Genomic DNA, 22,488 nt, shown 5'->3' with positions numbered 1-22,488 from the left:
TGTCGACTCGTATGTACGCGGGCTCGTGCGCATGACGAAGGGCCCCGGACCGTCTCCACGGTCCGGGGCCCTTCATGTGTCGCTGTCGGGAGCGCGTCAGCCCATCTTTCCGCCCCGAGGCATTCGCATACCCTTCGGCATAGGCCCCTTCGGCAGGGGCATGTTGCTCATCAGGTCGCCCATCGCCCGCAGCCGGTCGTTGGCCGCCGTCACCTGCGGACCGGTGAGTACCCGGGGCAGCTTGAGCATGGTGGTGCGGAGCTTCTTGAGCGGCACCTGACCCTCGTCGTTGCCGACGATGAGATCGTGCACCGGTACGTCGAGCACGACGCGGTTCATCCGCTTCTTCTCGGCCGCCAGGAGCGTCTTGACCCGGTTCGGGTTGCCCTCGGCCACCAGGACGATGCCCGCCCGGCCGACGGCCCGGTGGACGACGTCCTGGCTGCGGTTCATCGCGACCGCGGGGGTCGTCGTCCAGCCGCGTCCGACGTTCTGCAGCACCGCCGCGGCAGCGCCCGGCTGGCCCTCCATCTGCCCGAAGGCCGCGCGCTCGGCACGCCGTCCGAAGACGATGGCCGCCGCCAGGAGCGCCAGGACGAAGCCCAGGATGCCCAGGTAGACCGGATGCCCGATGAGGAAGCCGATTCCGAGGAGGACACCGAGTACGACGATGCCCACGCCGGCGACGACAAGTCCGACCTTCGGGTCGGCCTTCCGGGTCATCTTGTACGTGAGGGCGATCTGCTTGAGCCGCCCCTGGTTCGCAGCGTCAGCGCTGCCCGTGTTTGCCTTCCTCGCCATACTCCGAAGTTTACGTGGCCCGGGAAGCCCGGCCCGACGCGGCCTCCATCACGTGCTGGGCCTCGACCCGGTCCTTGGCGCGGCGGCGGTCCTCCAGGACCGAGTTCCAGGCGTTCCGCCGGGCGGTGCGCTGTCCGGCGCCCAGGAACAGCGCCTCCACGGCCTTCAGGGCGTCGGTGACGGACGGGATCGCGGTGACGCGTACGTGCGTCGATGCGGCCGGCATGTCGGGGTCCTTCCTCGATGACGGGTGAGGCGAGGCGGGGGGACGTGAGCGGATGGTCGCGGTGGGGTGGAACCAGGCTCACAGATCGGTGTTACCAGCACGTGACCCGGTGGTCAAACACTGATGAAACGTTGATGGGGCCGGTCGGGGGAACGGGCGCACGGGGACGCGGCCCGTACGTCCCCGCTGAGCTGCGGGGCCGTACGGGCCGCGTCCGATCCGGCTGCTACTGGCCGGTAACCATTTGTGCTCGGATTCACACGCCGATGCGGGCGCCGAATCGGGCGCTGGTTCAGGCGCCCTGCGCGGACGCCCGCTTCTCCATGGCCTGCGCGTACAGCCGACCGGCCCGGTACGAGGAGCGGACGAGCGGGCCCGACATCACGCCCGAGAAGCCGATCTCGTCGGCCTCCTCCTTCAGCTCCACGAACTCCTGCGGCTTCACCCAGCGCTCCACGGGGTGGTGCCGGACCGAGGGGCGCAGGTACTGCGTGATGGTGATCAGCTCGCAGCCCGCGTCGTGCAGCTGCTGGAGCGCCTCGCTGACCTCCTCGCGGGTCTCGCCCATGCCGAGGATCAGGTTCGACTTGGTGATCAGACCGTAGTCACGCGCGCGCGTGATGACGTCCAGCGACCGCTCGTAGCGGAAGCCGGGGCGGATCCGCTTGAAGATCCGCGGCACCGTCTCGACGTTGTGCGCGAAGACCTCGGGGCGCGAGTCGAAGACCTGCTCCAGCAGCTCCGGCACCGCGTTGAAGTCGGGGGCCAGCAGCTCGACCTTGGTGCGCCCGTCGGCCCGCTCGGCGGTCTGCCGGTGGATCTGGCGCACGGTCTCCGCGTACAGCCAGGCGCCGCCGTCCTCCAGGTCGTCGCGGGCGACGCCGGTGATGGTGGCGTAGTTCAGGTCCATCGTGACGACCGACTCGCCCACCCGGCGCGGCTCGTCCCGGTCCAGCGCCTCGGGCTTGCCCGTGTCGATCTGGCAGAAGTCGCAGCGCCGGGTGCACTGGTCACCGCCGATGAGGAAGGTGGCCTCGCGGTCCTCCCAGCACTCGAAGATGTTGGGACAGCCCGCCTCCTGGCAGACCGTGTGCAGGCCCTCGCTCTTCACGAGGCCCTGCATCTTCGTGTACTCGGGCCCCATCTTCGCCCGGGTCTTGATCCACTCGGGCTTGCGCTCGATGGGGGTCTGGGCGTTCCGGACCTCCAGGCGCAGCATCTTGCGTCCGTCGGGTGCGACTGCGGACACATCGGCTCCTGTAGCTTCGATTCTTCGGCGCACACCAGGGTACGCCGTTGCTTCCCATGCCTTATTACGTCTGGCCAACCTCTGGCCAGGGCCACGCATTCCTCAGGCCGATACCGGGGCCGGAGCGGAGCTCCGGGACGGCTCCGGAGCCGGGGCCGCCGCGACCGTCTCCGCCGGGCGCTCGACCGCGCGCGGCTTCGGCTCCGCGCCCTCCAGGACCTCCCGCAGGTGCTTCTCCACCACCGGCAGGACCTCCGCGATCGGCACGTCCCGGCCCAGCTCGTTCGCCAGCGAGGCCACGCCCGCGTCCCGGATGCCGCACGGGATGATCCGGTCGAACCAGGTGTTGTCCGGATTCACGTTGAGCGCGAAGCCGTGCATCGTGACGCCCTTGGCGACCCGGATGCCGATCGCGGCCAGCTTGCGGTCCTCGCGGCGCTGGCCCGCGTTGGACGGGGCGTACTCCGGGCCGTTCAGCCGGGGGTCGAACTCCTCGTCGGCCAGGCGCGGGTCGAAGTCCAGCGACAGGCCGCCCGGCGACGGGCGCAGCTCGACCGGATCGCCGAGCACCCAGACCCCGCTGCGCCCCTCGATCCGGCTCGTCTCCAGGCCGAACTCGGCGGCGGTGCGGATCAGCGCCTCCTCCAGACGGCGCACGTGCGCGACCACGTCCACCGGCCGGGGCAGCTTCATGATCGGGTAGCCGACCAGCTGGCCGGGACCGTGCCAGGTGATCTTGCCGCCGCGGTCCACGTCCACCACGGGCGTCCCGTCGAGGGGCCGCTCGCTCTGCGTGGTGCGCCGCCCGGCGGTGTAGACCGGGGGGTGTTCGAGGAGCAGACAGGTGTCGTCGATCTCGTCGGCGAACCGTGCCGCGTGCACCTCGCGCTGCTTGTCCCAGGCCTCCTGGTACTCGACGGCTTCCCCGCCGAACCCCAGGCGGACGAATCGCAGCTCACTCACGGCCATGCCTCCTCCTGGGGCGCCGCGGACCGGGGACCGGGGATCGTCCCGGACCGGTGCGACACCCTGCGTCGTTCGCGCCCCTGCCACTGTACGGCGGCGGCGGGAACACCCGTCCGGCAGGTGGACGGGGGCATCGCGTCAGCGATGCCCCCAATCCTCACACGATCGGATGAATGTGGGGCGAAGCTGGCAGTACGGGCCGTGAGGACCGCTAAATTCGCGCCGTTCCATGAGGGTCCGACGGGTCTGCCGCCAGGACCCGGAAGGCAGGAGACCGCACAGCTGATGACGGAACGACCCCCGCAGCGCATCCCGAACCGCCAGCTCGCCGCGCTCATCGCCGAAGCCGGGTTCTCCCACGCCGGGCTCGCGAGACGGGTGGACCAGCTCGGTCTGGAGCACGGCCTCGATCTGCGGTACGACAAGACGTCCGTGACCCGCTGGCTGCGCGGCCAGCAGCCGCGCGGCACCACACCCGCGCTCATCGCGGAGGTCTTCACCCGTCGCCTCGGCCGCCGCCTCTCCGCCCAGGACCTCGGCCTCGACGCCTGCGCCCCGGTCTACGCGGGCCTGGAGTTCGCCGCCACCCCCGAGGAGGCGGTCGACATCGTCAGCGGGCTCTGGCGCAAGGACTCCGGCAGCCACGCCGAACTCCGCAAGATCGCCTTCACCCCGGCGGGCCTGGTCGTGCCCAGCCGCGACTGGCTCATCGGCCGCGCCGACGACCGGGTCGCCCGAGGCGAGCCGCAGCCCGCCGCGGTCCGCACGCCCGCCGCCGTGGTCCGCGCCGGACACGACACCCGCCTCCCGTACGACCCCCGGTTCCCGTCGGACCCCCGCGCCCCGCACGACGGGCGCGCCGGGCACGACCTCAGGACCGCCGACGGCCGCGCCCCGCAGGACGGACGGCAGCCCTACGAGGGCCGGGCGGCGCACGAGGGGCGGACACCGTACGACCCCGGCCGCGCGGGCCACGAGGGGCGCGCCCCGCAGGACGCCCGGGTGCCCCAGCAGGGCCGGTTCTCGGTGCCCCGGCAGCGCGGCACCGACCGGGGCCCCGGCCAGCGGGTCTCCGGCGGGGACATCGCCGCCCTCCGCTCGGTCGGCGAACTCTTCCGCACCCTCGACCACGCCTACGGCGGCGGCCACGCCCGGCAGGCCCTCGTCCGCTATCTGGAGCACGAGGCCGAGCCGATGCTGCGCGGCACGTACGGGGAGTCCACCGGCCGCAGGCTGTTCGGCGCCGTCGCGGACCTCACCCGGCTCGCCGGGTGGACCTCGTACGACATCGCCGCCCACGGTCTCGCCCAGCGCTACTTCGTGCAGGCGCTGCGCCTCGCCCAGGCCGCCGGGGACCGGGCCTACGGCTCGTACGTGCTCCTCACCATGAGCTGCCAGGCCGTCTACCTCGGCCACGGGCGCGAGGCGGTGCAGCTGGCCCGGGTCGCCCAGCAGGGCGTCGGGCCCGCCGCCCCGCCCGTCGTCCAGGCGATGCTGCACGCCGTCGAGGCGCGCGGCCACGCGGTCCTCGGCGAGGCCCGCGCGTGCACCGCCTCCCTGGTGCGGGCCGAGCGGGCCCTCGAAGCGGCGCGGCCGGGCGACGAGGTGCCGCACTGGGCCCGGACGTTCGACGAGGCCCAGCTCGCCGACGAGCTGGGGCACTGCCACCGGGACCTCCAGCAGTACCGCACCGCCGCTCAGCACGCCGAGCGCTCGCTCCAGCTCCGCGCCCCCGGCTTCGCCCGCAGCCGGCTCTTCTGCCGGGTGGTCCTGGCCACCTCCCGGCTGGCCCTCGGGGAACTCGAACAGGCGTGCGCGCTCGGTGCGGAAGCCGCCCAGCAGGCCTCCGAGATGCGCTCGGCCCGCGCGGTCGAGTACGTCCGCGACTTCGAGCGCCGTCTGGAGCCCTACCGGGACGCGGCGGCGGCCCGCACGTACCGCGACCGGGTCGCGGCGATCGGCTGACGGGAGCGGGCGGCGCGCGGGGCGCGGGGGGTCGAAGCGGGAGGTCCTGTCCGCGCCGGGGTCGGGGCCGGTCGTCCGGGCCCGCCTGTCGTATCGGCTCGGTCTGGTCTGGTCGTCCCGGCCCGCGCCCTCGTCGTCTCGGCCCGCCCGTTGTCCTGGCCCGGCCCGGTCGTCCGGGCCGGAGGCCGGGCCTGGGCCCGGGGCCGGGTGCATCGGCGCTGTGCGCGTCGGCTCTCCATCGGACGGTCCCTGACGGGTGAGGCCTCCCGGCCCTGGTCGCTTCACCGGGCCGGTGCCGGGGCCTCGGGCTTTCGCTCTCTCCGCCGCGCGCGGGGTCCCGATTCCGGGTTCGGTGAGGCCGTGGGCCGGGCGCTCCGGGCCCTCCACCCCGGTGCGGAGCACGTCGGGCACTCGGCCCGGCGAGGCCCCGGCCCGCTCGCCTCTCCGTGGGCCGGGGACTCCGGGTCTTCCGGTCCCGGGCGTGAGGAGCCCGGGACTCGGTTCCGTACGGACCGGGCGCGGCCGATCCTCTCGGTAGCCGGTAGCCGGTAGCCGGTAGCCGGTAGCCGGTAGCCGGTAGCCGGTAGCCGGTAGCCGGTAGCCGGTAGCCGGTAGCCGGTAGCCGGTGGCCCGGTGGCCGAAAGCCCCGGAGCGCCCGGCCCCGGCGTTCGCCGTGGGACGGGCGCTCCGGCTCTCTCGGTCCCGGGTGGGAGGAGCCGAGCCGCTCGGCTCCTCCCACCCGGGCGCGGTCGATTCCCCCGTAGTCGGGTGCCCCCGTCGTCCCCGTGTGCGGGTGCTCCCGGGGCTCCGCCCCCGTACGCCCTGCCCGGTCGTCCCGGACCGGGGCCGGGCGCTCCGGGCCCTCGCTACGGGTCCCGCGCGCACCGGTCCCGTACGGCGGACCGGGCAGCCGTCGCCCCCGCTGTCTCAGGCGGCTGTCTCCTCCTCCCGCAGGGGTTCTCCCGGAGGGAGGCCCAGGTCCGTCAGGAGGGCCTCGGCGGCGCGGTGGCCCGAGGCGAGGGCGCCCCGGGGGGTGCTCGTGGCCCGGTGGTCGCCGCAGGCGTACAGGCCCGCGAGGAGCCTGACCGGGCGGCGGGAGTCGTGCGGCGGCGCCATCGAGGGGACCGCGTCCGGCGTGTGGTGCAGGGCCAGCAGCTCCCACTCGTCGGTCGAGGTGCCGTACAGCGTCGACAGGTGCTTGCGGACCCGCCGTTCCGTGTCGTCCGGGGCCGTCCCGAGGACCGTCGAGGTGATCAGGGCCCGGCCCCGGGGCGCCCGGCTCGGGTCCACCGCGCTCATCACGGCGGTGTGGGACACCGGCCCGCCCGGGTCGGACTCCAGGAACAGCGTCGGGTCGCCCGTGGGCGCCGCCGGAGCCGTGTGGTGGAGCACCGTCACCCCGTGGAAGGCCGGGGTCCGCAGCCCCGGCAGCAGCTTGGCGGCGGTCCGCGCCCCGGTGGCGATCACCACCGCCCGGCACCGGAACACCCCGTGCTCCGCCGTCCTGACCCGCGAGACCGACGCCTCCGTGACCCGGACACCGGTCCGTACCGTGTCCGCCGGGAGCGCCGCCGCCAGCCGTTCGGGCAGCGCCGCCGAACCGCCCTCGGGGACCGCCAGCCTGCCCCGGGCGAAGGCCCGCAGCGCCAGGTCCGCGCGGCGGCTCGACACACCGAGGTCCGGGTCGCCGAGGAGCGCGGCGAGCAGCGGACGCAGCACCCCCTGCACGGTCCTGGCGGGCAGCCGGGCGGTCAGTGCCTCGCGTGCGGTCCGCTCGGGGCGGGCGAGGATCCGGGTGGTCGGGGTCGCCGCGAGCCGGACGAGCGAGGCGCCGAGGCGCGCCTGGTCGAGCGAGGCCGCCGGATGCCGGGGGGCGCTCGCGAGGGCGCGTGCCATGCTGAACGCTCCCCCCACGCTCCGGTGGCCCGTGCCCCGGGGCCCGGCCGCCGACCGGCGCGGGTGCGGGGCGCCCCATCGCGCGTACCGGCCGTCGCTGTGCACGAGCACCCCCGGGGTGAAGGGGCGCAGCGCCAGGCCGTCGAGCCCGGGGACGGCCCGGAGTTCCTCGTACGACTGGGTCAGCAGGGGGCCGACCCGGTCGAGCCGGAAGCCGTCGACGGTCTCGGTGGCCATCCGGCCCCCGATCCGGGGTTCCGCCTCCAGGACGGCGACGGAGAGCCCGGCGCGGGTGAGCCGGTGCGCGGCGGCGAGCCCCGCGACTCCGGCCCCCACGATGACGACGTCGACGTCCGTACGCTGTGCGGTCCTTGCGCTGTGCGCGCTGTCTGCGCTGTTGAGCACGTGCCCCTCCCCAGGTCGGCCCGGCCAGTGGGGGGCCTATGCCCCCAACGGGCCGTCGGAATGCCCGAGTACGCCGTTCTCGTCGAGCGTAGGCAGCGCTCCCACGGGTGCCATCCGCGCGCGGGCGGGGTACGTGCGGCACGGGGGAGCGCAGGGGCGCCGGAGGAGGGGGAGGGAGTGCCCCGGTCAGTGCGCCGCGGCCCGGATCGCGTCGTCGATCGTGGGGAACGCGAACGTGAACCCGGTCTCCAGGAGGCGCCCCGGCAGCACCCGCTGACTGCCCAGCACGTCCTGCGCGAAGTCGCCGAGCGCCAGCCTGAGGGCGGGCGCGGGGACGGTGAACAGGGTGGGGCGGTGCAGCACCCGGCCCATCGCGGCGGTGACCTCGCGGTTGGTGACGGGGTCGGGGGCGGTCAGGTTCACCGGGCCGGAGAGTCCGGGGGTGTCCATGAGGTGGCGCAGGGCGGCCACCTCGTCGTGCAGGGAGATGAACGACCAGTACTGGCGGCCGTCGCCCATCCGGCCGCCGAGCCCGGCGCGGAAGAGGGGGAAGAGGCGTCCCCAGGCGCCGCCCTCGCGGGCGACGACCAGGCCGGTGCGGGCATACGCGACACGGATGCCGGACTCCTCGGCGGGGGCGGCGGCGGCCTCCCACTCGACGCAGACGGAGGGCAGGAAGCCGGTCCCGGCGGGGGCGCTCTCGTCGACGGGCCGGTCGCCGGTGTCGCCGTACCAGCCGAGTGCGGTGCCGCACACCAGGGACTCCGGCGGTTCGGCGAGGGAGGCGAGGGCCTGGGAGATCGCGGTGGTGCCGAGGACCCGGCTGTCCCGGATCTCCCGCTTGTACGCCTCGTTCCAGCGGCGTTCGCCGACGCCCGCGCCCGCGAGGTGGACGACGGAGTCGACGCCGACGAGCCCGGCGGCGTCGACGTACAGCCGTTTCGGGTCCCACTCGACCTCGTCGGCGGTACGGGCCGGGCGGCGCACGAGGCGGAGGACGTCGTGCCCGTCGGCGCGCAGGGAGCGGACCAGGGCGGAGCCGATGAGACCGGAGGCGCCGGTGACGGCGACGCGCTTGCGGGAGGCGGAACGCTGCATGGGGCCATCCTGCCTCCCCGGGAGGAGGGGCGTCCCGTCCGCCGCCGGGTCGTCGTCTGTCGTCCGTTGTCAGTCGTTCGTTTTCTGCCGTCTGCCGTCTGCCGTCTGCCGTCTGCCGTCTGCCGTCTGCCGTCTGCCGTCCGCCGTCCGCCTCCGCCGTCGTCGGGCCGGGCGGTCGTCCTGGTCCGCGGCCTCGGTCCATGGCCTCGGTCCTGGCCTCAGGCCGTCGGTCCCGGGCCCAGGGGGCGACAAGGCGGTCCCGATGCCCGCGCCGGGGCCTTCCTCCCCGCCGTACGGGTATGGGTACGGGTACCCGTACCGGCTGAGAGGACCGCCCGCCGTTTCGTCCCGCCCTGGCTGTCCCGGCCGCCCGGGGCGGCGGGGCCTTCGCTCCCGGAGGCCGTGGCGGCGAGACCCGGGTCCGTCCCGCCGCCGTCCCACCGCGAGGGGTGCGGGCACGGCCACCCTCCTTCCCGGCCGTACGGGGTCGAGGAGGCGCGCCTCCCGTCTCCGGGGTTCGGGGCGTCCTCCGTCCGCTCCCGGCGGAGACGGCAGAGCGGCCTCACCGGGCCCGTCCGTGGCCGTGGGCGGGTGCCCTCCGTCGTCGCGGGCCGCGCGGGCGGGTGCCCGGCATCCCGGTGCCGGGGCACCCGGGCGGGCGTCCTCCGGCGCCCGAAGGCCCGGCGCCCCGAAGGCCCGGCGCCCCGAAGGCCCGGCGCCCCGAAGGCCCGGCGCCCCGAAGGCCCGGCGCCCGAAGGCCCGGCGCCCGAAGGCCCGGCGTCCCGAAAGCCCGGAGCCCCGGCGTCCCCGTGCCGCTCCGCTCCCGCCGGTCTCCGCCACCTCCCCGGCCCGCCCGGAGGGTGAGCACCCCGGCCGCCGGGGATCGGGCGGGCGGTCGTCCGGCACCTCCTTCGGGCCGGAGCGCCTCCCGCTTCCCGGGGGCCGCGTGGCACAGTGGCTGTCATGATCGTGCCGGAGACGCTGATACGGGCCGCCGCCCCCGAAGACGACGACGTCCTCGCCGAGCTCGACCGGGTGACCTGGTCGCCGCTGCACGCGGTGCTGCCCGCCCCCGTCCCGCCGTACGGGCCGTTCTTCGACGAGCGGCACCTGCCGGAGGACTATCTGGTCGCGGAGCGCGCGGGCGTCGTGGTCGGGTACGTCCGGGCGGCGCCGCCGACCCCGCTCGCGGCGATGGCACACGTACGCCAGATCCAGGGTCTCGTCGTCGCCGGGTCCGCCCGGGGGCAGGGGGTCGCGCGGGCGCTGCTGCGGGCGGCGATGGACAGGGCGCGGGCCGACGGCGCCGTCCGGATGACGCTCCGGGTGCTCGGGCACAACGCCCCGGCCCGCGCGCTCTACGCCTCCGAGGGCTTCGCGGTCGAGGGGGTCCTGCCGGGCGAGCTGTTCGTCGGCGGGGCGTACGTGGACGACGTCCTGATGGGGCGGTCGCTCACCGGTTCCTGAGCTCCCCGCCCGGGGTCGGCAGCGGCAGCCCGCCCATGAGTTCGCGCAGACAGCGGACGGCGAGCACGGCGGGGGAGCCCTCGCCACGGGTGGGGGCGTCGCCCTCGGCCCAGGTCTCCAGGGCGATCCGGATGGCGCCGGTGGCCGCCGCCGCCGCGAGCCGTACCTCCAGCGGGTCGGCGTCCGGCCCCGCGAGCCCGGCGACGACCACGCGCAGCCGTTCCTCCGACTCCTGGTTGACCCGGTACCAGACGGCCCGCAGGGCGGGGTCCTCGGCGGCGGCGCGCAGCAGCCCACGGGTCCACCGGAGCCCCTCCTCCGCCTCGTCGCCGTCGGCGGCGAGCGAGGCGACGACGGCGCTCTCCAGGGCGCCGGGCAGGTCCGCGCCGGGCTCGGCGGCGGCGAGGAGCGCGCGCCAGCGGTCGGCGCCGCCCGCGAGGAGCGGGGCGACGGCGTCCTGCTTGGAGCGGAAGTAGCGGTAGAAGGTGCGCAGTGCGACGCCCGCCCGCAGGGCGATGTCCTCGGCGGTGGTGCCGTCGGGCCCGCGCTCGGTGAAGAGTTCGGCGGCGGCGCGCGCGATGTCCAGCTGGGTGGCGGCCTTGCGGCGTTCCGTCAGCGTCCTGGTGGGGGGCGTGGCGCCCGCGGGCTTGGTGCTCACCGTACGAAGCGTACGCCCACGACCGCTGAGCGTGCACGACATGCATCTATGGCAAAACGTGCCACTTGGACGTACGGTGGTCGCATTCCCCGGAAAGTCGTTCCCCGGAATCTTGATATCGAGAGGTTTCGTCATGAACCAGCTGACCCGTTACGAAGGGCGCCGCGCCCTCATCACCGGCGGCGGCTCCGGCATCGGCCAGGCCACCGTCCTGCGGGTGCTCGCCGAGGGCGGCCGGGTCGTGGCCGCCGACATCAGCGAGGACGGCCTGAAGGACACCGTCGCCAAGGCGGGCGACGCCGCCGACCGCCTGACCACCGTCGTCGTGGACGTCGCCGACGAGGACTCCGTGCGCGCGGGCGTCGCCACCGCCGTCGAGGCCCTCGGCGGTCTGGACGTCCTGGTCAACGCCGCCGGGGTGCTGCGCTCCTCGCACACCCACGAGACCAGCCTCGACGCCTTCGAGCAGGTGCTCCGGATCAACCTCACCGGCACCTTCCTCATGATCCGCGAGGCGATCCCCGCCCTCCTCGCGGGCGACGGCTCCGCCGTCGTGAACTTCTCCTCCACCTCCGCGATGTTCGCCCACCCCTACATGGCGGCCTACGCGGCCAGCAAGGGCGGCATCCAGTCCATGACCCACGCCCTCGCCGCCGAGTACGCCAAGCGGGGCATCCGCTTCACCGCCGTCCAGCCCGGCTCCATCTCCTCCGGCATGACCGACGGCTCCGGTGCCAGCCGCCGGTCCACGGGCCCCGGCCTGCCCGCCGACGCCGACATGTCGCTCTTCACGAAGCTCGCCCCCGCCCTCGGCCAGGGCTTCGCGGGCCCCGAGACCGTCGCCGGGGTCGTCGCCATGCTCGCCTCCGACGACGGCCGCTTCATCACCGGCACCGAGGTCCGCGTCGACGGCGGGACCCACTTCTGATGAGCGCCTCCGAGGTCTTCCACGGCCGTACGGCCGTCATCACCGGCGCCTCCTCCGGGATCGGCGCCGGACTCGCCCGGCACGCCGCCGGACTCGGGATGCGACTGGTCCTCGCCGACATCGCCGCCGACCGGCTCACCGCCCTCGCCGAGGAACTGCGGGCCACCGGCGCCGAGGTGGAGCCGGTGCCGACCGACGTCGCCGACCCCGCCTCCGTGACGGCCCTCGCGGACCGCGCGTACGAGCGCTTCGGCGTCGTCGACCTGCTGGTCAACAACGCCGGGATCATGTCCATGGGCTGGTCCTGGGAGATCCCCGCCGAACGCTGGGACGCCATGCTCCGGATCAACATCGGCGGCTACGTCAACGGCATCCGCGCCTTCGTGCCACGGATGCTGGAACGCGGCGAGAAGGCCTGGGTGGTGAACGTGTCCTCCGTCGGCGGGATGCTCCCCAGCCCGCTCATGGCCCCGTACAGCGTCACCAAGTTCGGCACCCTCGCGCTCACCGAGTCGCTCCACCACGAGATGCTGATGAAGGGCGCGCCCATCCAGGTCTCCGTGGTCACCCCCGGCTCCGTCAAGAGCGAGATCTTCCGGGCCGCCCGCCCCGGCGAGAGCCTCCCGCCCGAGGTCACCGCCTTCAACGAGCACCTCCAGACCCTCGCCGACGAGCACGGCCTCACCCCGGAGGAGCACGCCGAGCGCGTCTTCGAAATGGTCGCCGAGGGGAAGTACTGGGCGATCCCGCAGCCCGAGCAGCTCTTCCCGGCGCTCCAGCCCCGCACGGACATGATCCTGCGCCAGGAGAACCCCCGGCCGCCGCGGGGCTGACCCCCGAACGGTACGGGCCCGGCGCGGGACGGCGCCCGGGTCCGTACCTCCCCTTGTCCCGTCCCCGGCCTCCTCCGGCGCCGTCCTACACCGTCCCGAAGCGCTCCCACAGACGCGGGAACCGGGCCGCGAGCACCTCGTCGTCCGCCAGGTCGAACGGGGTCCCCGAGGGCTCCGCGCCCGGCATCGGCAGCCCCAGGTCCGGGGTCTCCGCCCCGGTCAGCCGCTCGTACGCCTCGTCCGCCGCGAAACCGATCTCCTCACCGTCCCCGTCGATCTCCGCGTCGAAGTCGCCGAGCAGCTCCGCCAGCGCGTCCGGATCGTGCACCGCGCCCTCGTACACCTCCCGGCCCTGCCCGATGAGCCAGCAGCGGAACGAGTCGAACGCCTCGTCGCCCGCCCCGTCGAACAGCACCGCCGCAGCACCCCACAGGTCCCACAGGAACGCGCGGTTGAACCGGGCCTCGAAATGGCGCGCGTAGTCGAGCACGGAGTCCGGATCCAGCCCGGTCAGCCGCTCCACGAGCAGGTCCGCCTGCTCCTCGGGGTCGCCCTCGGCGGCCTCGCGGCCGGCGTCGATGATCTCCCAGAACTCGGTCTCGTCCATCACGGGACCAGCATCACGGCTCGCCGCGCGCGACGCACCCGGAAAGCCCCGAGGAATCCGGACAGAAGGTGTCGTGCATTCCTGCCACGCTGGCCCCATGGAAACGAAGACGACGGAAACCGAGCCGCTGCGCGGGCGGATCTGCCTGGTCGCCGGGGCCACCCGGGGCGCGGGCCGGGCCATCGCCGTCCAGCTCGGCGCCGCAGGAGCCACCGTGTACGTCACCGGCCGCACCACCCGGGAGAGGGCCAGCGAGGTCGGCCGGACCACCGAGACCATCGAGGAGACCGCCGAACTGGTGACGGCCGCGGGCGGCGAGGGGATCGCCGTCCCCACCGACCACCTCGACCCCGCACAGGTCCGGGCGCTGGTCGAACGGATCGACCGGGAACGGGGCCGCCTCGACGTCCTCGTCAACGACATCTGGGGCGGCGAGCACCTCATCGGCGGGGTCTTCGGCAGCAGGACCTGGGAGATCGACCTCACCGACGGCCTGCGGATGCTGGAACTCGGCGTCCGCTCCCACGTCATCACCTCCCACCTCGCGGTCCCCCTGCTGATCCGCCACCCCGGCGGGCTCGTCGTCGAGGTCACCGACGGCACCGCCGACTACAACGGCACCCGCTTCCGCGAGAACCTCTTCTACGACCTCGCCAAGACCGCCCCGGTCCGGATGGCCTTCGGCCTCGGCGAGGAACTGGCGGACCACGGCGCCACCGCCGTCTGCGTCACCCCCGGCTGGCTCCGCTCCGAACAGATGCTCGCGGGCTTCGGCGTCACCGAGGAGAACTGGCGGGACGCCGTCGAGAAGGTCCCCGGCTTCGCGGTCTCCGAGTCCCCCGTCTACGTGGGCCGGGCCCTCGCCGCCCTCGCCGCCGACCCCGACCGGGCCCGCTGGAACGGCCGCTCCACCTCCAGCGGCGCCCTGGCCAAGGAGTACGGCTTCACCGACGCGGACGGCTCACGGCCCGACGCCTGGGCCTTCATCACGGCCGGTGAGACGGGCGAACCGGACGCGAACGACTACCGGTAGGGCCACCGGCACCGGGCGCGGCCCCTGGGCGCGGTCTCCGGCGCGGCCGACGGGGCGGGCACGTGCCCGCCCCCCCCACCGCCCCAACGGGTCGCGTGCCCGGCACCGGCCGGGGCCGTACCCGTACGGGAGTCTCCCGGGCGGCCGGGCCCGAGCCACCCGGTCGTGTCCGGCCGCCCACCCGCGCCGCGCCGACGGCGCGCCCCGCTACCGGTACAGCCCGGCCGTCCTCCGCGCCGCCTCGGCGCACCGCTCGCGCAGGGAGCCGGGCGCCACCACCTCCACCTCGGGCCCGAGCCCGAAGAGCTGGGCGAAGGCCACCTCCTCGCTCTCCACCCGCAGCGTCACCGTCACCCGGCCGTCCCCGGCGGTCCCCGCCGCCAGCGCCTCCTCGGCCGCCGCCCGGTCCGTCACGTGCGGCAGCCTGCGCGCGCCCTCCTCCGTGAGCCGCAGCACCACCTCGGCCCGCAGGATCGACCGCGCGAACCCGGCCGACCGCTCCGCCCAGAAGGCGGCCAGGTCGAAGCCCTCCTCCCGTACGAACCGCTCCCCGCCGACCTCCACCGACACGAACCGGTCCACCCGGTAGGTGCGGAACGAGGAACCGGCCCTGGCGCACACGTACCAGACGCCCGCCTTCAGGACGAGCCCGTACGGATCGAGGGCCCGCTCCACCTCGGTCTCCCCGCGCCGGTACCCGGCCAGGACCGACCGGTCGTCCCAGACGGCCTCCGCGAGCGGCGCCAGCCACCGGGGCGTCTCCGGCTCCCGGTACCAGCCCGGGGCGTCCAGATGGAACCGCCGGGCCGCCGCGGCGGGCGCGTCCCGCAGCGAGGGCAGCAGGGCCGCGCTCACCTTCAGCCGCGCCGAGGAGGCCGCGTCCGCGAGCCCCATGTCCCGCAGCGCGCCCGGCAGACCGGACAGGAACAGCGCCTCCGCCTCACCGCGCTCCAGCCCCGTCAGCCGGGTGCGGTACCCGCCGACGAGCCGGTACCCGCCGGTCCTGCCCCGGTCCGCGTACACCGGAACCCCGGCCTCCGAGAGGGCGAGCGCGTCACGGGCGACGGTCCGCTCCGACACCTCCAGCTCGGCGGCGAGCTCGGCCGCCGTCATCGAGGGACGGGACTGCAGCAGAAGGACCATCTTGATCAGCCGGGCGGCACGCATGACCCCACCCTGCCATCCGTACCGGGGCCCCGGGCACGGAGCCCGGCGGGAGCGCGGGGGAAGCCCGGCGGGAGTCCGGGGGAGGGCCGCGTCGGAGCCGGACCGCCGCGCCCCGCGACCCCGCCGCACGGTCGGGCCGGGAAACGCCCGAGGGGCCGCGTCCGTACCAGAGGTACGGGCGCGGCCCCTCGGACCCGGTCGGGCCGGTGGCCTACAGGCCGTAGCGCTCGCGCGCCTCCTTGACCGCCGTGGCCGGGACCTCGCCCCGGCGGGCCAGCTGCGCGAGGGCCGCGACGACGATCGACTGCGGGTCGACGCCGAAGTGACGACGGGCCGCGTCCCGGGTGTCCGACAGACCGAAGCCGTCCGCGCCCAGCGAGGACCAGTCCTGCTCGACCCACTGCGCGATCTGGTCCGGGACCTGGCGCATGTAGTCCGAGACGGCGAGCACCGGGGACTCGACGCCTTCGAGGGCCTTGCGGAGGTACGGCACCCGCTCCTCGCCGCGCAGCAGCGCCGCGTCCGCCTCCAGGGCGTCGCGCCGCAGCTCCGTCCAGGAGGTCGCGGACCACACGTCGGCGCCCACGCCCCACTCGGCGGCGAGCAGCCGCTGCGCCTCCAGGGCCCAGTGGATCGCCGTGCCGGAGGAGAGCAGCTGGATGCGCGAGGCGTTCGCGGGCAGGTCGAGACCGGCCGACTCCGCCGTGTTGAAGCGGTAGAGGCCCTTGACGATGCCCTCGTCGATCCCGGCCGGCTTGGCGGGCTGCGGCATCGGCTCGTTGTAGACCGTGAGGTAGTAGAAGACGTCCCGGTCCTCGCCCTCGGCGGCCTCGCCGTACATCCGGCGCAGACCCTCCTTGACGATGGCCGCGACCTCGTAGGCGAACGCCGGGTCGTACGACAGGGCGGCCGGGTTGGTCGCCGCGATCACCGGCGAGTGCCCGTCGGCGTGCTGGAGGCCCTCGCCCGTCAGCGTCGTACGGCCCGCGGTCGCGCCGACGAGGAAGCCGCGGCCGAGCTGGTCGCCGAGCTGCCACATCTGGTCGGCGGTCCGCTGCCAGCCGAACATCGAGTAGAAGATGTAGAACGGGATCATCGCCTCACCGTGCGTGGAGTACGCGGTGGACGCGGCGATGAAGTCGGCCATCGAACCGGCCTCGGTGATCCCCTCGTTGAGGATCTGGCCGTCCTTGGCCTCCTTGTAGTACATCAGCTGGTCGCGGTCGACCGGCTCGTACGTCTGCCCCTTCGGCGAGTAGATGCCGAGCGACGGGAACAGCGACTCCATGCCGAAGGTGCGGGCCTCGTCCGGGACGATCGGGACCCAGCGCCTGCCGGTCTCCTTGTCGCGGATGAGGTCCTTGATCAGCCGGACGAACGCCATCGTCGTGGCCATCGACTGCGCGCCGGAACCCTTGTCGAAGGCGGCGAAGGCCTTCTCGGCGGGGGCGGGCAGCGGGGCGAGCGCGTGGGTGCGGCGGGCCGGGGCCGGACCGCCGAGGGCCGCACGGCGCTCCTGGAGGTAGCGGACCTCGGGGGAGTCGGCGCCGGGGTGGCCGTAGGGCACCTGGCCGTCGGCGAACCGGTCGTCCGAGATGGGGAGTTCGAGCAGGTCCCGCATGTTCTTGAACTCGTCCGTGGACAGCTTCTTCATCTGGTGGTTCGCGTTCTTCGACGCGAAGCCCTCACCCAGGGTGTGGCCCTTGACGGTCTGCGCGAGGATGACCGTCGGCGCGCCCTTGAACTCCACGGCCGCCTTGTACGCGGCGTACACCTTGCGGGGCTCGTGGCCGCCGCGCGACAGGTGGAAGCACTCCAGGATCTTGTCGTCGGAGAGCAGCTTCGCCATCTCGACGAGCGCCGGGTCCTTGCCGAAGAAGTCCTGGCGGATGTAGGCGGCGTCACGCGTCTGGTACGTCTGGACCTGGGCGTCCGGCACCTCGCGCAGACGGCGGACCAGGGCGCCGGTGGTGTCGAGCGCGAACAGCTCGTCCCAGGCGTTGCCCCACAGCGACTTGACGACGTTCCAGCCGGCGCCGCGGAACTGGGCCTCCAGCTCCTGCACGATCTTGAAGTTGGCGCGGACCGGGCCGTCGAGGCGCTGGAGGTTGCAGTTGATGACGAAGGTCAGGTTGTCCAGACCCTCGCGGGCGGCGAGCGCCAGGGCGGCGGTCGACTCCGGCTCGTCCATCTCGCCGTCACCGAGGAACGCCCACACGTGCGAGGCGGAGACGTCCTTGATGGCGCGGTTGGTCAGATAGCGGTTGAAGCGCGCCTGGTAGATCGCGGAGAGCGGGCCCAGACCCATGGAGACGGTGGGGAACTCCCACAGCCAGGGCAGTCGGCGCGGGTGCGGGTAGGAGGGCAGGCCGTTGCCGCCGGACTCCTGCCGGAAGTTGTCGAGGTGGGCCTCGTTCAGGCGCCCGTCCAGGAACGCGCGGGCGTATATGCCGGGGGAGGCGTGGCCCTGGATGTAGAGCTGGTCGCCGGAACCGTCGGCTTCCTTGCCCTTGAAGAAGTGGTTGAAGCCGGTCTCGTACAGCCAGGCGGCCGACGCGAAGGTGGCGATGTGACCGCCGACGCCGTACTTCGAGCCGCGGGTGACCATCGCCGCCGCGTTCCAGCGGTTCCAGGCGGTGATGCGGCGCTCCATGGCCTCGTCGCCGTCGAAGTCGGCGCCCGTCGGCTCGGCGGAGGTCGGGATGGTGTTGACGTAGTCCGTCTCCAGGAGCTTCGGCAGGGCGAGGCCCGCGCCTTCGGCGTGCTGGAGCGTGCGGCGCATCAGGTAGGCGGCCCGATGGGGGCCGGCGGCCTTGGTGACGGCGTCGAGGGAGGCCGCCCATTCGGCGGTCTCCTCGGTGTCACGGTCCGGGAGCTGGTCGAGCTCGCTCGGAATCTTGCCTACGGGATCGGTCATGATCGCCGCCTTCCGGACAGGTGGGGTGGAGATGGGGGCCGTGTCTGGCAGGACAGGGCGAAGGGCCGGGTGGGCCCGCCGAAGACTCTAAACCGACGATCGATGATCGATCAAAGGATGAAGGGGAAAATCTCTTCAGATCGAGAAAGTCGGCACAGGGTGCCGCGAAATGGGGCACCGGGTGCCTGGTTTTCGCAGGTGGGGGGCTTTTCATGAGAGGGGCGTCGCACAAATGAGCGAAGCCCCGTCAGTGCGGGGCCACCGGGAAGTTCTAGAGGTTCAGGCGCGCGGCGCGCATCCCAGGACGTGCGCCTTCACCAGCGCGCCGATCTGCGGATCACCCCTGCGGAAGGCCTCCACCAGTTCCTGGTGCTCCTCCGCGTACGACTTCTGGACGGTTCCCAGCCAGCGGATCGACAGCGCCGTGAAGACCTCGATGCCGAGCGTCTCCCAGGTGTGCAGCAGCACGCTGTTCCCCGCCGCCTTCACCAGCTCCCGGTGGAAGGCCACCGTGTGCCGCACCTGCGCCGTGCCGTCGGAGGTGGCGTCCGCCTCGTAGAGGGCCGCCACGTGAGGCTCCAGGGCCGAGCAGTCCGCCGACAGGCGCCCCGCCGCCAGCTCGGCCGCGATCTGTTCGAGACCGGCCCGGACGGGATAGCTCTCCTCCAGGTCGGCGGCGGTCAGATTGCGGACCCGGACGCCCTTGTTCGGCGCCGACTCGATCAGCCGCAGTGACTCCAGCTCGCGCAGCGCCTCCCGGACGGGGGTCTGGGAGACCTCCAGCTCGGTCGCGATCCTGCGCTCCACGATGCGCTCGCCCGGCTTCCAGCGACCGCTGACGATCCCCTCCACGATGTGCTCGCGGATCTGCTCGCGCAGCGAGTGGACGACGGGGACGGTCATGACGCGGCTCCTCGGGGAGTGTTGACTCTCAAGACAATACGGCGGCGCCCCCGTCCGGAAACACTTCCGGACGGGGGCGCCGCAGGTGAGGCTCGTTACGTTGCCTTCCGGCGCACGTGGTTACAGCCCGAGGTCGACCTCGAACTCACCGGCCTCCAGGATCGCCTTGACCGAGGTCAGGTAGCGGGCGGCGTCGGCGCCGTCCACCAGACGGTGGTCGTAGGACAGCGCGACGTACGTCATGTCGCGGATCGCGATCGTCTCGCCCAGGTCCGGGTGGTCGATGACGACCGGACGGCGCACGGTGGCGCCGATGCCCAGGATGGCGACCTGGTTCGGCGGCACGATGATCGTGTCGAAGAGCGCGCCGCGCGAGCCGGTGTTGGAGATGGTGAAGGTCGCACCGGCCAGGTCGTCCGGGGTGATCTTGCTGGCGCGCACCGCACCGGCGAGCTCCGCGGTCTTCTTGGAGATGCCGGCGATGTTCAGGTCGCCCGCACCCTTGATGACCGGGGTCATCAGACCCTTCTCGGAGTCCACCGCGATACCGATGTTCTCGGTGTCGAAGTAGGTGATCGTGCCTTCGCCCTCGTTGATCCGGGCGTTGATGACCGGGTGGGCCTTCAGCGCCTGGGCCGCCGCCTTCACGAAGAACGGCATCGGGGAGAGCTTGACGCCCTCACGGGCGGCGAACGAGGCCTTGGCGCGGGTGCGCAGCTTCATCAGCTTGGTGATGTCGACCTCGACGACCGAGGTCAGCTGGGCCTGGCCGTGCAGCGCCTTCATCATGTTGTCGCCGATGACCTTGCGCATACGGGTCATCTTGACCGTCTGGCCGCGCAGCGGGGAGACCTCCAGGGCGGGGGCCTTCGGCGCGGCGGCGGCCGGAGCGGCGGCGGGGGCCTGGGCGGCCTTCTTGGCCTCGGCGGCCGAGAGGACGTCCTGCTTGCGGATGCGACCGCCGACGCCCGAACCCTTGACGGCCGTCAGGTCGACACCGTTCTCGGTGGCGAGCTTGCGGACCAGCGGGGTCACGTAGGCGCCGTCCTCGGCCGGAGCGGCCGGGACCGGGGTGACCAGCGCCGGGGCGATGGACGGGGCCGGGGCGGCCGGAGCCGGAGCGACCGGGGCCGGAGCGGCCACGGGAGCCGGAGCGGCGACCGGAGCGGGGGCGGCGACCGGCGCCGGAGCGGCCACCGGAGCCGGGGCCGCGACCGGAGCCGGGGCGGCGGCGGGGGCCGGGGCGGCGGCGGGGGCCGGAGCGGCCGGGGCCGGGGCGGCGGCCGGAGCCGCACCCGCGGCACCGATGACGGCGAGCTTGGCGCCGACCTCGGCGGTCTCGTCCTCGGCGACGACGATCTCCAGGAGCACGCCGGAGGCGGGCGCCGGGATCTCGGTGTCGACCTTGTCCGTGGAGACCTCCAGGAGCGGCTCGTCGGCCTCGACGGTCTCGCCGACCGACTTCAGCCAGCGGGTCACGGTGCCCTCGGTCACGGACTCGCCCAGCGCGGGCAGCACGACGTCGGTGCCGGTGGCACCGCCCGCCGGGGCGGCCGGAGCCTCGGCCACCGGGGCCGGGGCGGGGGCGGCGGGGGCCTCGGCGACCGGCGCCGGGGCGGCCACGGGCTCGGCGGCCGGAGCCGGAGCGGCGGCCGGGGCACCCGTACCGTCGTCGATGATCGCCAGCTCGGCGCCGACCTCGACGGTCTCGTCCTCGGCGACCTTGATGGAGGCCAGGATGCCCGAGGCGGGGGCGGGGATCTCGGTGTCGACCTTGTCGGTCGAGACCTCGAGCAACGGCTCGTCGGCCTCGACGCGCTCGCCCTCGGCCTTGAGCCAGCGGGTGACGGTGCCCTCGGTGACGCTCTCGCCGAGCGCCGGCAGGGTTACGGAAACCGACATGGTTTCAGTTGCTCCTAACGAATTGCGGGAAGTGGTCGTCGCGCCCTGTGATGACGTGAGCGTCAGTCGTGGGAGTGCAGGGGCTTGCCGGCCAGGGCCAGGTGGGCCTCGCCGAGCGCCTCGTTCTGCGTCGGGTGGGCGTGGATGAGCTGCGCGACCTCGGCCGGCAGCGCCTCCCAGTTGTAGATCAGCTGCGCTTCGCCGACCTGCTCGCCCATGCGGTCACCGACCATGTGGACGCCGACCACGGCGCCGTCCTTGACCTGGACGAGCTTGATCTCACCCGCGGTCTTGAGGATCTTGCTCTTGCCGTTGCCCGCGAGGTTGTACTTCAGGGCCACGACCTTGTCCGCGCCGTAGATCTCCTTGGCCTTGGCCTCGGTGATGCCGACGGAGGCGACCTCGGGGTGGCAGTACGTCACCCGGGGCACACCGTCGTAGTCGATCGGGACGGTCTTCAGACCGGCCAGCCGCTCCGCGACGAGGATGCCCTCGGCGAAACCGACGTGCGCCAGCTGGAGCGTCGGGACGAGGTCGCCCACGGCCGAGATCGTCGGCACGTTGGTGCGCATGTACTCGTCGGCCAGGACGTAGCCGCGGTCCATGGCGACGCCCTGCTCCTCGTAACCGAGACCGGCGGAGACCGGGCCGCGGCCGATGGCGACCAGGAGCACCTCGGCCTCGAAGGTCTTGCCGTCGGCCAGGGTGACCTTGACGCCGCTGTCGGTGTACTCGGCGGACTGGAAGAAGGTGCCGAGGTTGAACTTGATGCCGCGCTTGCGGAACGCGCGCTCAAGAAGCTTCGAGCTGTTCTCGTCCTCGACCGGGACGAGGTGCTTCATGCCCTCGATCACCGTCACGTCGGTGCCGAAGGACTTCCACGCGGAGGCGAACTCGACGCCGATGACACCGCCGCCGAGGATGATCGCGGACTCCGGCACCCGGTCCAGCGTCAGCGCGTGGTCCGAGGTGATGATCCGGTTGCCGTCGATCTCCAGACCGGGCAGCGACTTCGGCACGGAACCGGTGGCGAGCAGGATGTGACGGCCCTCGACGCGACGCCCGTCGACGTCCACGGAGGTCGGCGAGGACAGGTGGCCCGTGCCCTCGATGTAGGTCACCTTGCGGGAGGCCACGAGACCCTGCAGACCCTTGTACAGGCCCGAGATCACGTCGTCCTTGTACTTGTGCACGGCCTTGATGTCGATGCCCTCGAAAGAGGCCTTGACACCGAACTGCTCCGCCTCGCGGGTCTGGTCGGCGACCTCACCGGCGTGGAGCAGGGCCTTCGTGGGGATGCAGCCGTTGTGCAGGCAGGTGCCGCCGAGCTTGTTCTTCTCGATCAGTGCGACGTCCAGGCCCAGCTGAGCTCCGCGCAGCGCCGCGGCGTAACCGCCGCTACCGCCGCCGAGGATCACTAGGTCGAAAACGGTGCTGGCGTCGTTCGCCACGTCACGTCCTCCATGC

General features: G+C 73.6%; 18 protein-coding genes. 5 read left to right on the top strand and 13 right to left on the bottom strand.

Going from position 1 to position 22,488, the window contains the following annotated elements; all coding sequences use genetic code 11:
- Positions 1-96: 96 nt before the first annotated feature.
- The 4 genes from ACFXGN_RS09100 to lipB form a co-directional block, all read right to left on the bottom strand.
- On the bottom strand, positions 97-801 hold the full coding sequence (locus ACFXGN_RS09100; RefSeq protein WP_351779616.1) for a DUF4191 domain-containing protein: 705 nt from the start codon (positions 799-801) through the stop codon (positions 97-99).
- A 10-nt stretch (positions 802-811) separates the two neighbouring features.
- Positions 812-1,027 (bottom strand): hypothetical protein, encoded by a 216-nt coding sequence (locus ACFXGN_RS09095; RefSeq protein ID WP_384855460.1) that lies wholly within the window; start codon positions 1,025-1,027, stop codon positions 812-814.
- Between the two features lie 292 nt (positions 1,028-1,319).
- Entirely contained in the window at positions 1,320-2,276 is a 957-nt protein-coding gene (gene lipA / locus ACFXGN_RS09090) for a lipoyl synthase (protein ID WP_384855457.1), read from the bottom strand.
- A gap of 102 nt (positions 2,277-2,378) precedes the next feature.
- A complete protein-coding gene (lipB, locus tag ACFXGN_RS09085) occupies positions 2,379-3,239 on the bottom strand; it encodes a lipoyl(octanoyl) transferase LipB (RefSeq protein WP_384855454.1) in 861 nt (286 codons plus the stop codon).
- Between the two features lie 288 nt (positions 3,240-3,527).
- Here lipB and ACFXGN_RS09080 point away from each other — a divergent pair, with 288 nt between their 5' ends.
- Complete coding sequence (locus tag ACFXGN_RS09080) at positions 3,528-5,207, top strand: regulator (RefSeq protein WP_384855452.1); 1,680 nt, start codon at positions 3,528-3,530, stop codon at positions 5,205-5,207.
- Between the two features lie 927 nt (positions 5,208-6,134).
- Here ACFXGN_RS09080 and ACFXGN_RS09075 read toward each other — a convergent pair.
- Both ACFXGN_RS09075 and ACFXGN_RS09070 read right to left on the bottom strand, forming a co-directional pair.
- Positions 6,135-7,508 carry an NAD(P)/FAD-dependent oxidoreductase gene (locus ACFXGN_RS09075; RefSeq protein WP_384855450.1) on the bottom strand — a complete coding sequence of 458 codons (1,374 nt, stop codon included), beginning with the start codon at positions 7,506-7,508 and terminating at the stop codon, positions 6,135-6,137.
- Positions 7,509-7,694: 186 nt separating this feature from the next.
- Positions 7,695-8,606, bottom strand: coding sequence for a TIGR01777 family oxidoreductase (locus tag ACFXGN_RS09070; RefSeq protein ID WP_384855447.1), 912 nt, complete (start codon positions 8,604-8,606; stop codon positions 7,695-7,697).
- Positions 8,607-9,569: 963 nt separating this feature from the next.
- On the opposite strand from ACFXGN_RS09070, the gene ACFXGN_RS09065 reads away from it, so the two are divergent.
- Positions 9,570-10,073 carry a GNAT family N-acetyltransferase gene (locus ACFXGN_RS09065; protein WP_384855444.1) on the top strand — a complete coding sequence of 168 codons (504 nt, stop codon included), beginning with the start codon at positions 9,570-9,572 and terminating at the stop codon, positions 10,071-10,073.
- On the opposite strand, the gene ACFXGN_RS09060 is transcribed toward ACFXGN_RS09065, so the two are convergent.
- Complete coding sequence (locus ACFXGN_RS09060; RefSeq protein WP_384855441.1) at positions 10,060-10,731, bottom strand: TetR/AcrR family transcriptional regulator; 672 nt, start codon at positions 10,729-10,731, stop codon at positions 10,060-10,062. The two genes, ACFXGN_RS09065 and ACFXGN_RS09060, sit on opposite strands and share 14 nt — an antisense overlap.
- Positions 10,732-10,864: 133 nt before the next feature.
- Here ACFXGN_RS09060 and ACFXGN_RS09055 point away from each other — a divergent pair, with 133 nt between their 5' ends.
- Together ACFXGN_RS09055 and ACFXGN_RS09050 are read left to right on the top strand one after the other, a co-directional pair.
- The gene (locus tag ACFXGN_RS09055) at positions 10,865-11,659 is read left to right on the top strand and encodes an SDR family NAD(P)-dependent oxidoreductase (RefSeq protein WP_384855438.1); all 795 of its coding nucleotides are present in this window, start codon (positions 10,865-10,867) and stop codon (positions 11,657-11,659) included.
- On the top strand, positions 11,659-12,492 hold the full coding sequence (locus ACFXGN_RS09050; protein ID WP_384855435.1) for an SDR family NAD(P)-dependent oxidoreductase: 834 nt from the start codon (positions 11,659-11,661) through the stop codon (positions 12,490-12,492). Before ACFXGN_RS09055 ends, ACFXGN_RS09050 begins: the two co-directional genes overlap by 1 nt.
- An 85-nt stretch (positions 12,493-12,577) precedes the next feature.
- Here ACFXGN_RS09050 and ACFXGN_RS09045 read toward each other — a convergent pair whose 3' ends face one another.
- Complete coding sequence (locus ACFXGN_RS09045; protein WP_384855911.1) at positions 12,578-13,099, bottom strand: DUF4240 domain-containing protein; 522 nt, start codon at positions 13,097-13,099, stop codon at positions 12,578-12,580.
- 97 nt (positions 13,100-13,196) lie between these two features.
- Here ACFXGN_RS09045 and ACFXGN_RS09040 point away from each other — a divergent pair, with 97 nt between their 5' ends.
- Complete coding sequence (locus ACFXGN_RS09040; protein ID WP_384855432.1) at positions 13,197-14,132, top strand: SDR family oxidoreductase; 936 nt, start codon at positions 13,197-13,199, stop codon at positions 14,130-14,132.
- 207 nt (positions 14,133-14,339) lie between these two features.
- Here ACFXGN_RS09040 and ACFXGN_RS09035 read toward each other — a convergent pair whose 3' ends face one another.
- The 5 genes from ACFXGN_RS09035 to lpdA all read right to left on the bottom strand — a co-directional run bounded on the left by ACFXGN_RS09035 (position 14,340) and on the right by lpdA (position 22,472).
- Positions 14,340-15,299: a helix-turn-helix transcriptional regulator gene (locus tag ACFXGN_RS09035; protein WP_384855429.1), complete on the bottom strand. Its 960-nt coding sequence runs from the start codon at positions 15,297-15,299 to the stop codon at positions 14,340-14,342.
- Between the two features lie 211 nt (positions 15,300-15,510).
- A complete protein-coding gene (gene aceE, locus ACFXGN_RS09030; RefSeq protein ID WP_384855427.1) occupies positions 15,511-18,216 on the bottom strand; it encodes a pyruvate dehydrogenase (acetyl-transferring), homodimeric type in 2,706 nt (901 codons plus the stop codon).
- A gap of 279 nt (positions 18,217-18,495) precedes the next feature.
- Positions 18,496-19,119: a GntR family transcriptional regulator gene (locus ACFXGN_RS09025; RefSeq protein WP_351779577.1), complete on the bottom strand. Its 624-nt coding sequence runs from the start codon at positions 19,117-19,119 to the stop codon at positions 18,496-18,498.
- A 120-nt stretch (positions 19,120-19,239) separates the two neighbouring features.
- The gene (sucB, locus tag ACFXGN_RS09020) at positions 19,240-21,021 is read right to left on the bottom strand and encodes a 2-oxoglutarate dehydrogenase, E2 component, dihydrolipoamide succinyltransferase (RefSeq protein WP_384855423.1); all 1,782 of its coding nucleotides are present in this window, start codon (positions 21,019-21,021) and stop codon (positions 19,240-19,242) included.
- A gap of 62 nt (positions 21,022-21,083) precedes the next feature.
- Positions 21,084-22,472, bottom strand: coding sequence for a dihydrolipoyl dehydrogenase (gene lpdA, locus ACFXGN_RS09015; protein WP_384855421.1), 1,389 nt, complete (start codon positions 22,470-22,472; stop codon positions 21,084-21,086).
- Positions 22,473-22,488: the final 16 nt, after the last annotated feature.

The sequence above is a fragment of the Streptomyces sp. NPDC059247 genome, assembly GCF_042754005.1.
GTDB lineage: Bacteria > Actinomycetota > Actinomycetes > Streptomycetales > Streptomycetaceae > Streptomyces.
This window is presented reverse-complemented; position numbering and strand designations above follow the sequence as displayed.

Coding starts and splice junctions, on each gene's coding strand:
- ACFXGN_RS09080 (WP_384855452.1), top strand. CDS start 3,528: ATGACGGAACGACCCCCGCAGCGCATCCCGAACCGCCAGCTCGCCGCG.
- sucB (WP_384855423.1), bottom strand. CDS start 21,021: ATGTCGGTTTCCGTAACCCTGCCGGCGCTCGGCGAGAGCGTCACCGAG.
- ACFXGN_RS09050 (WP_384855435.1), top strand. CDS start 11,659: ATGAGCGCCTCCGAGGTCTTCCACGGCCGTACGGCCGTCATCACCGGC.
- ACFXGN_RS09040 (WP_384855432.1), top strand. CDS start 13,197: ATGGAAACGAAGACGACGGAAACCGAGCCGCTGCGCGGGCGGATCTGC.
- ACFXGN_RS09035 (WP_384855429.1), bottom strand. CDS start 15,299: ATGCGTGCCGCCCGGCTGATCAAGATGGTCCTTCTGCTGCAGTCCCGT.
- aceE (WP_384855427.1), bottom strand. CDS start 18,216: ATGACCGATCCCGTAGGCAAGATTCCGAGCGAGCTCGACCAGCTCCCG.
- ACFXGN_RS09055 (WP_384855438.1), top strand. CDS start 10,865: ATGAACCAGCTGACCCGTTACGAAGGGCGCCGCGCCCTCATCACCGGC.
- ACFXGN_RS09065 (WP_384855444.1), top strand. CDS start 9,570: ATGATCGTGCCGGAGACGCTGATACGGGCCGCCGCCCCCGAAGACGAC.
- ACFXGN_RS09025 (WP_351779577.1), bottom strand. CDS start 19,119: ATGACCGTCCCCGTCGTCCACTCGCTGCGCGAGCAGATCCGCGAGCAC.
- ACFXGN_RS09100 (WP_351779616.1), bottom strand. CDS start 801: ATGGCGAGGAAGGCAAACACGGGCAGCGCTGACGCTGCGAACCAGGGG.
- ACFXGN_RS09095 (WP_384855460.1), bottom strand. CDS start 1,027: ATGCCGGCCGCATCGACGCACGTACGCGTCACCGCGATCCCGTCCGTC.
- ACFXGN_RS09045 (WP_384855911.1), bottom strand. CDS start 13,099: ATGGACGAGACCGAGTTCTGGGAGATCATCGACGCCGGCCGCGAGGCC.
- ACFXGN_RS09070 (WP_384855447.1), bottom strand. CDS start 8,606: ATGCAGCGTTCCGCCTCCCGCAAGCGCGTCGCCGTCACCGGCGCCTCC.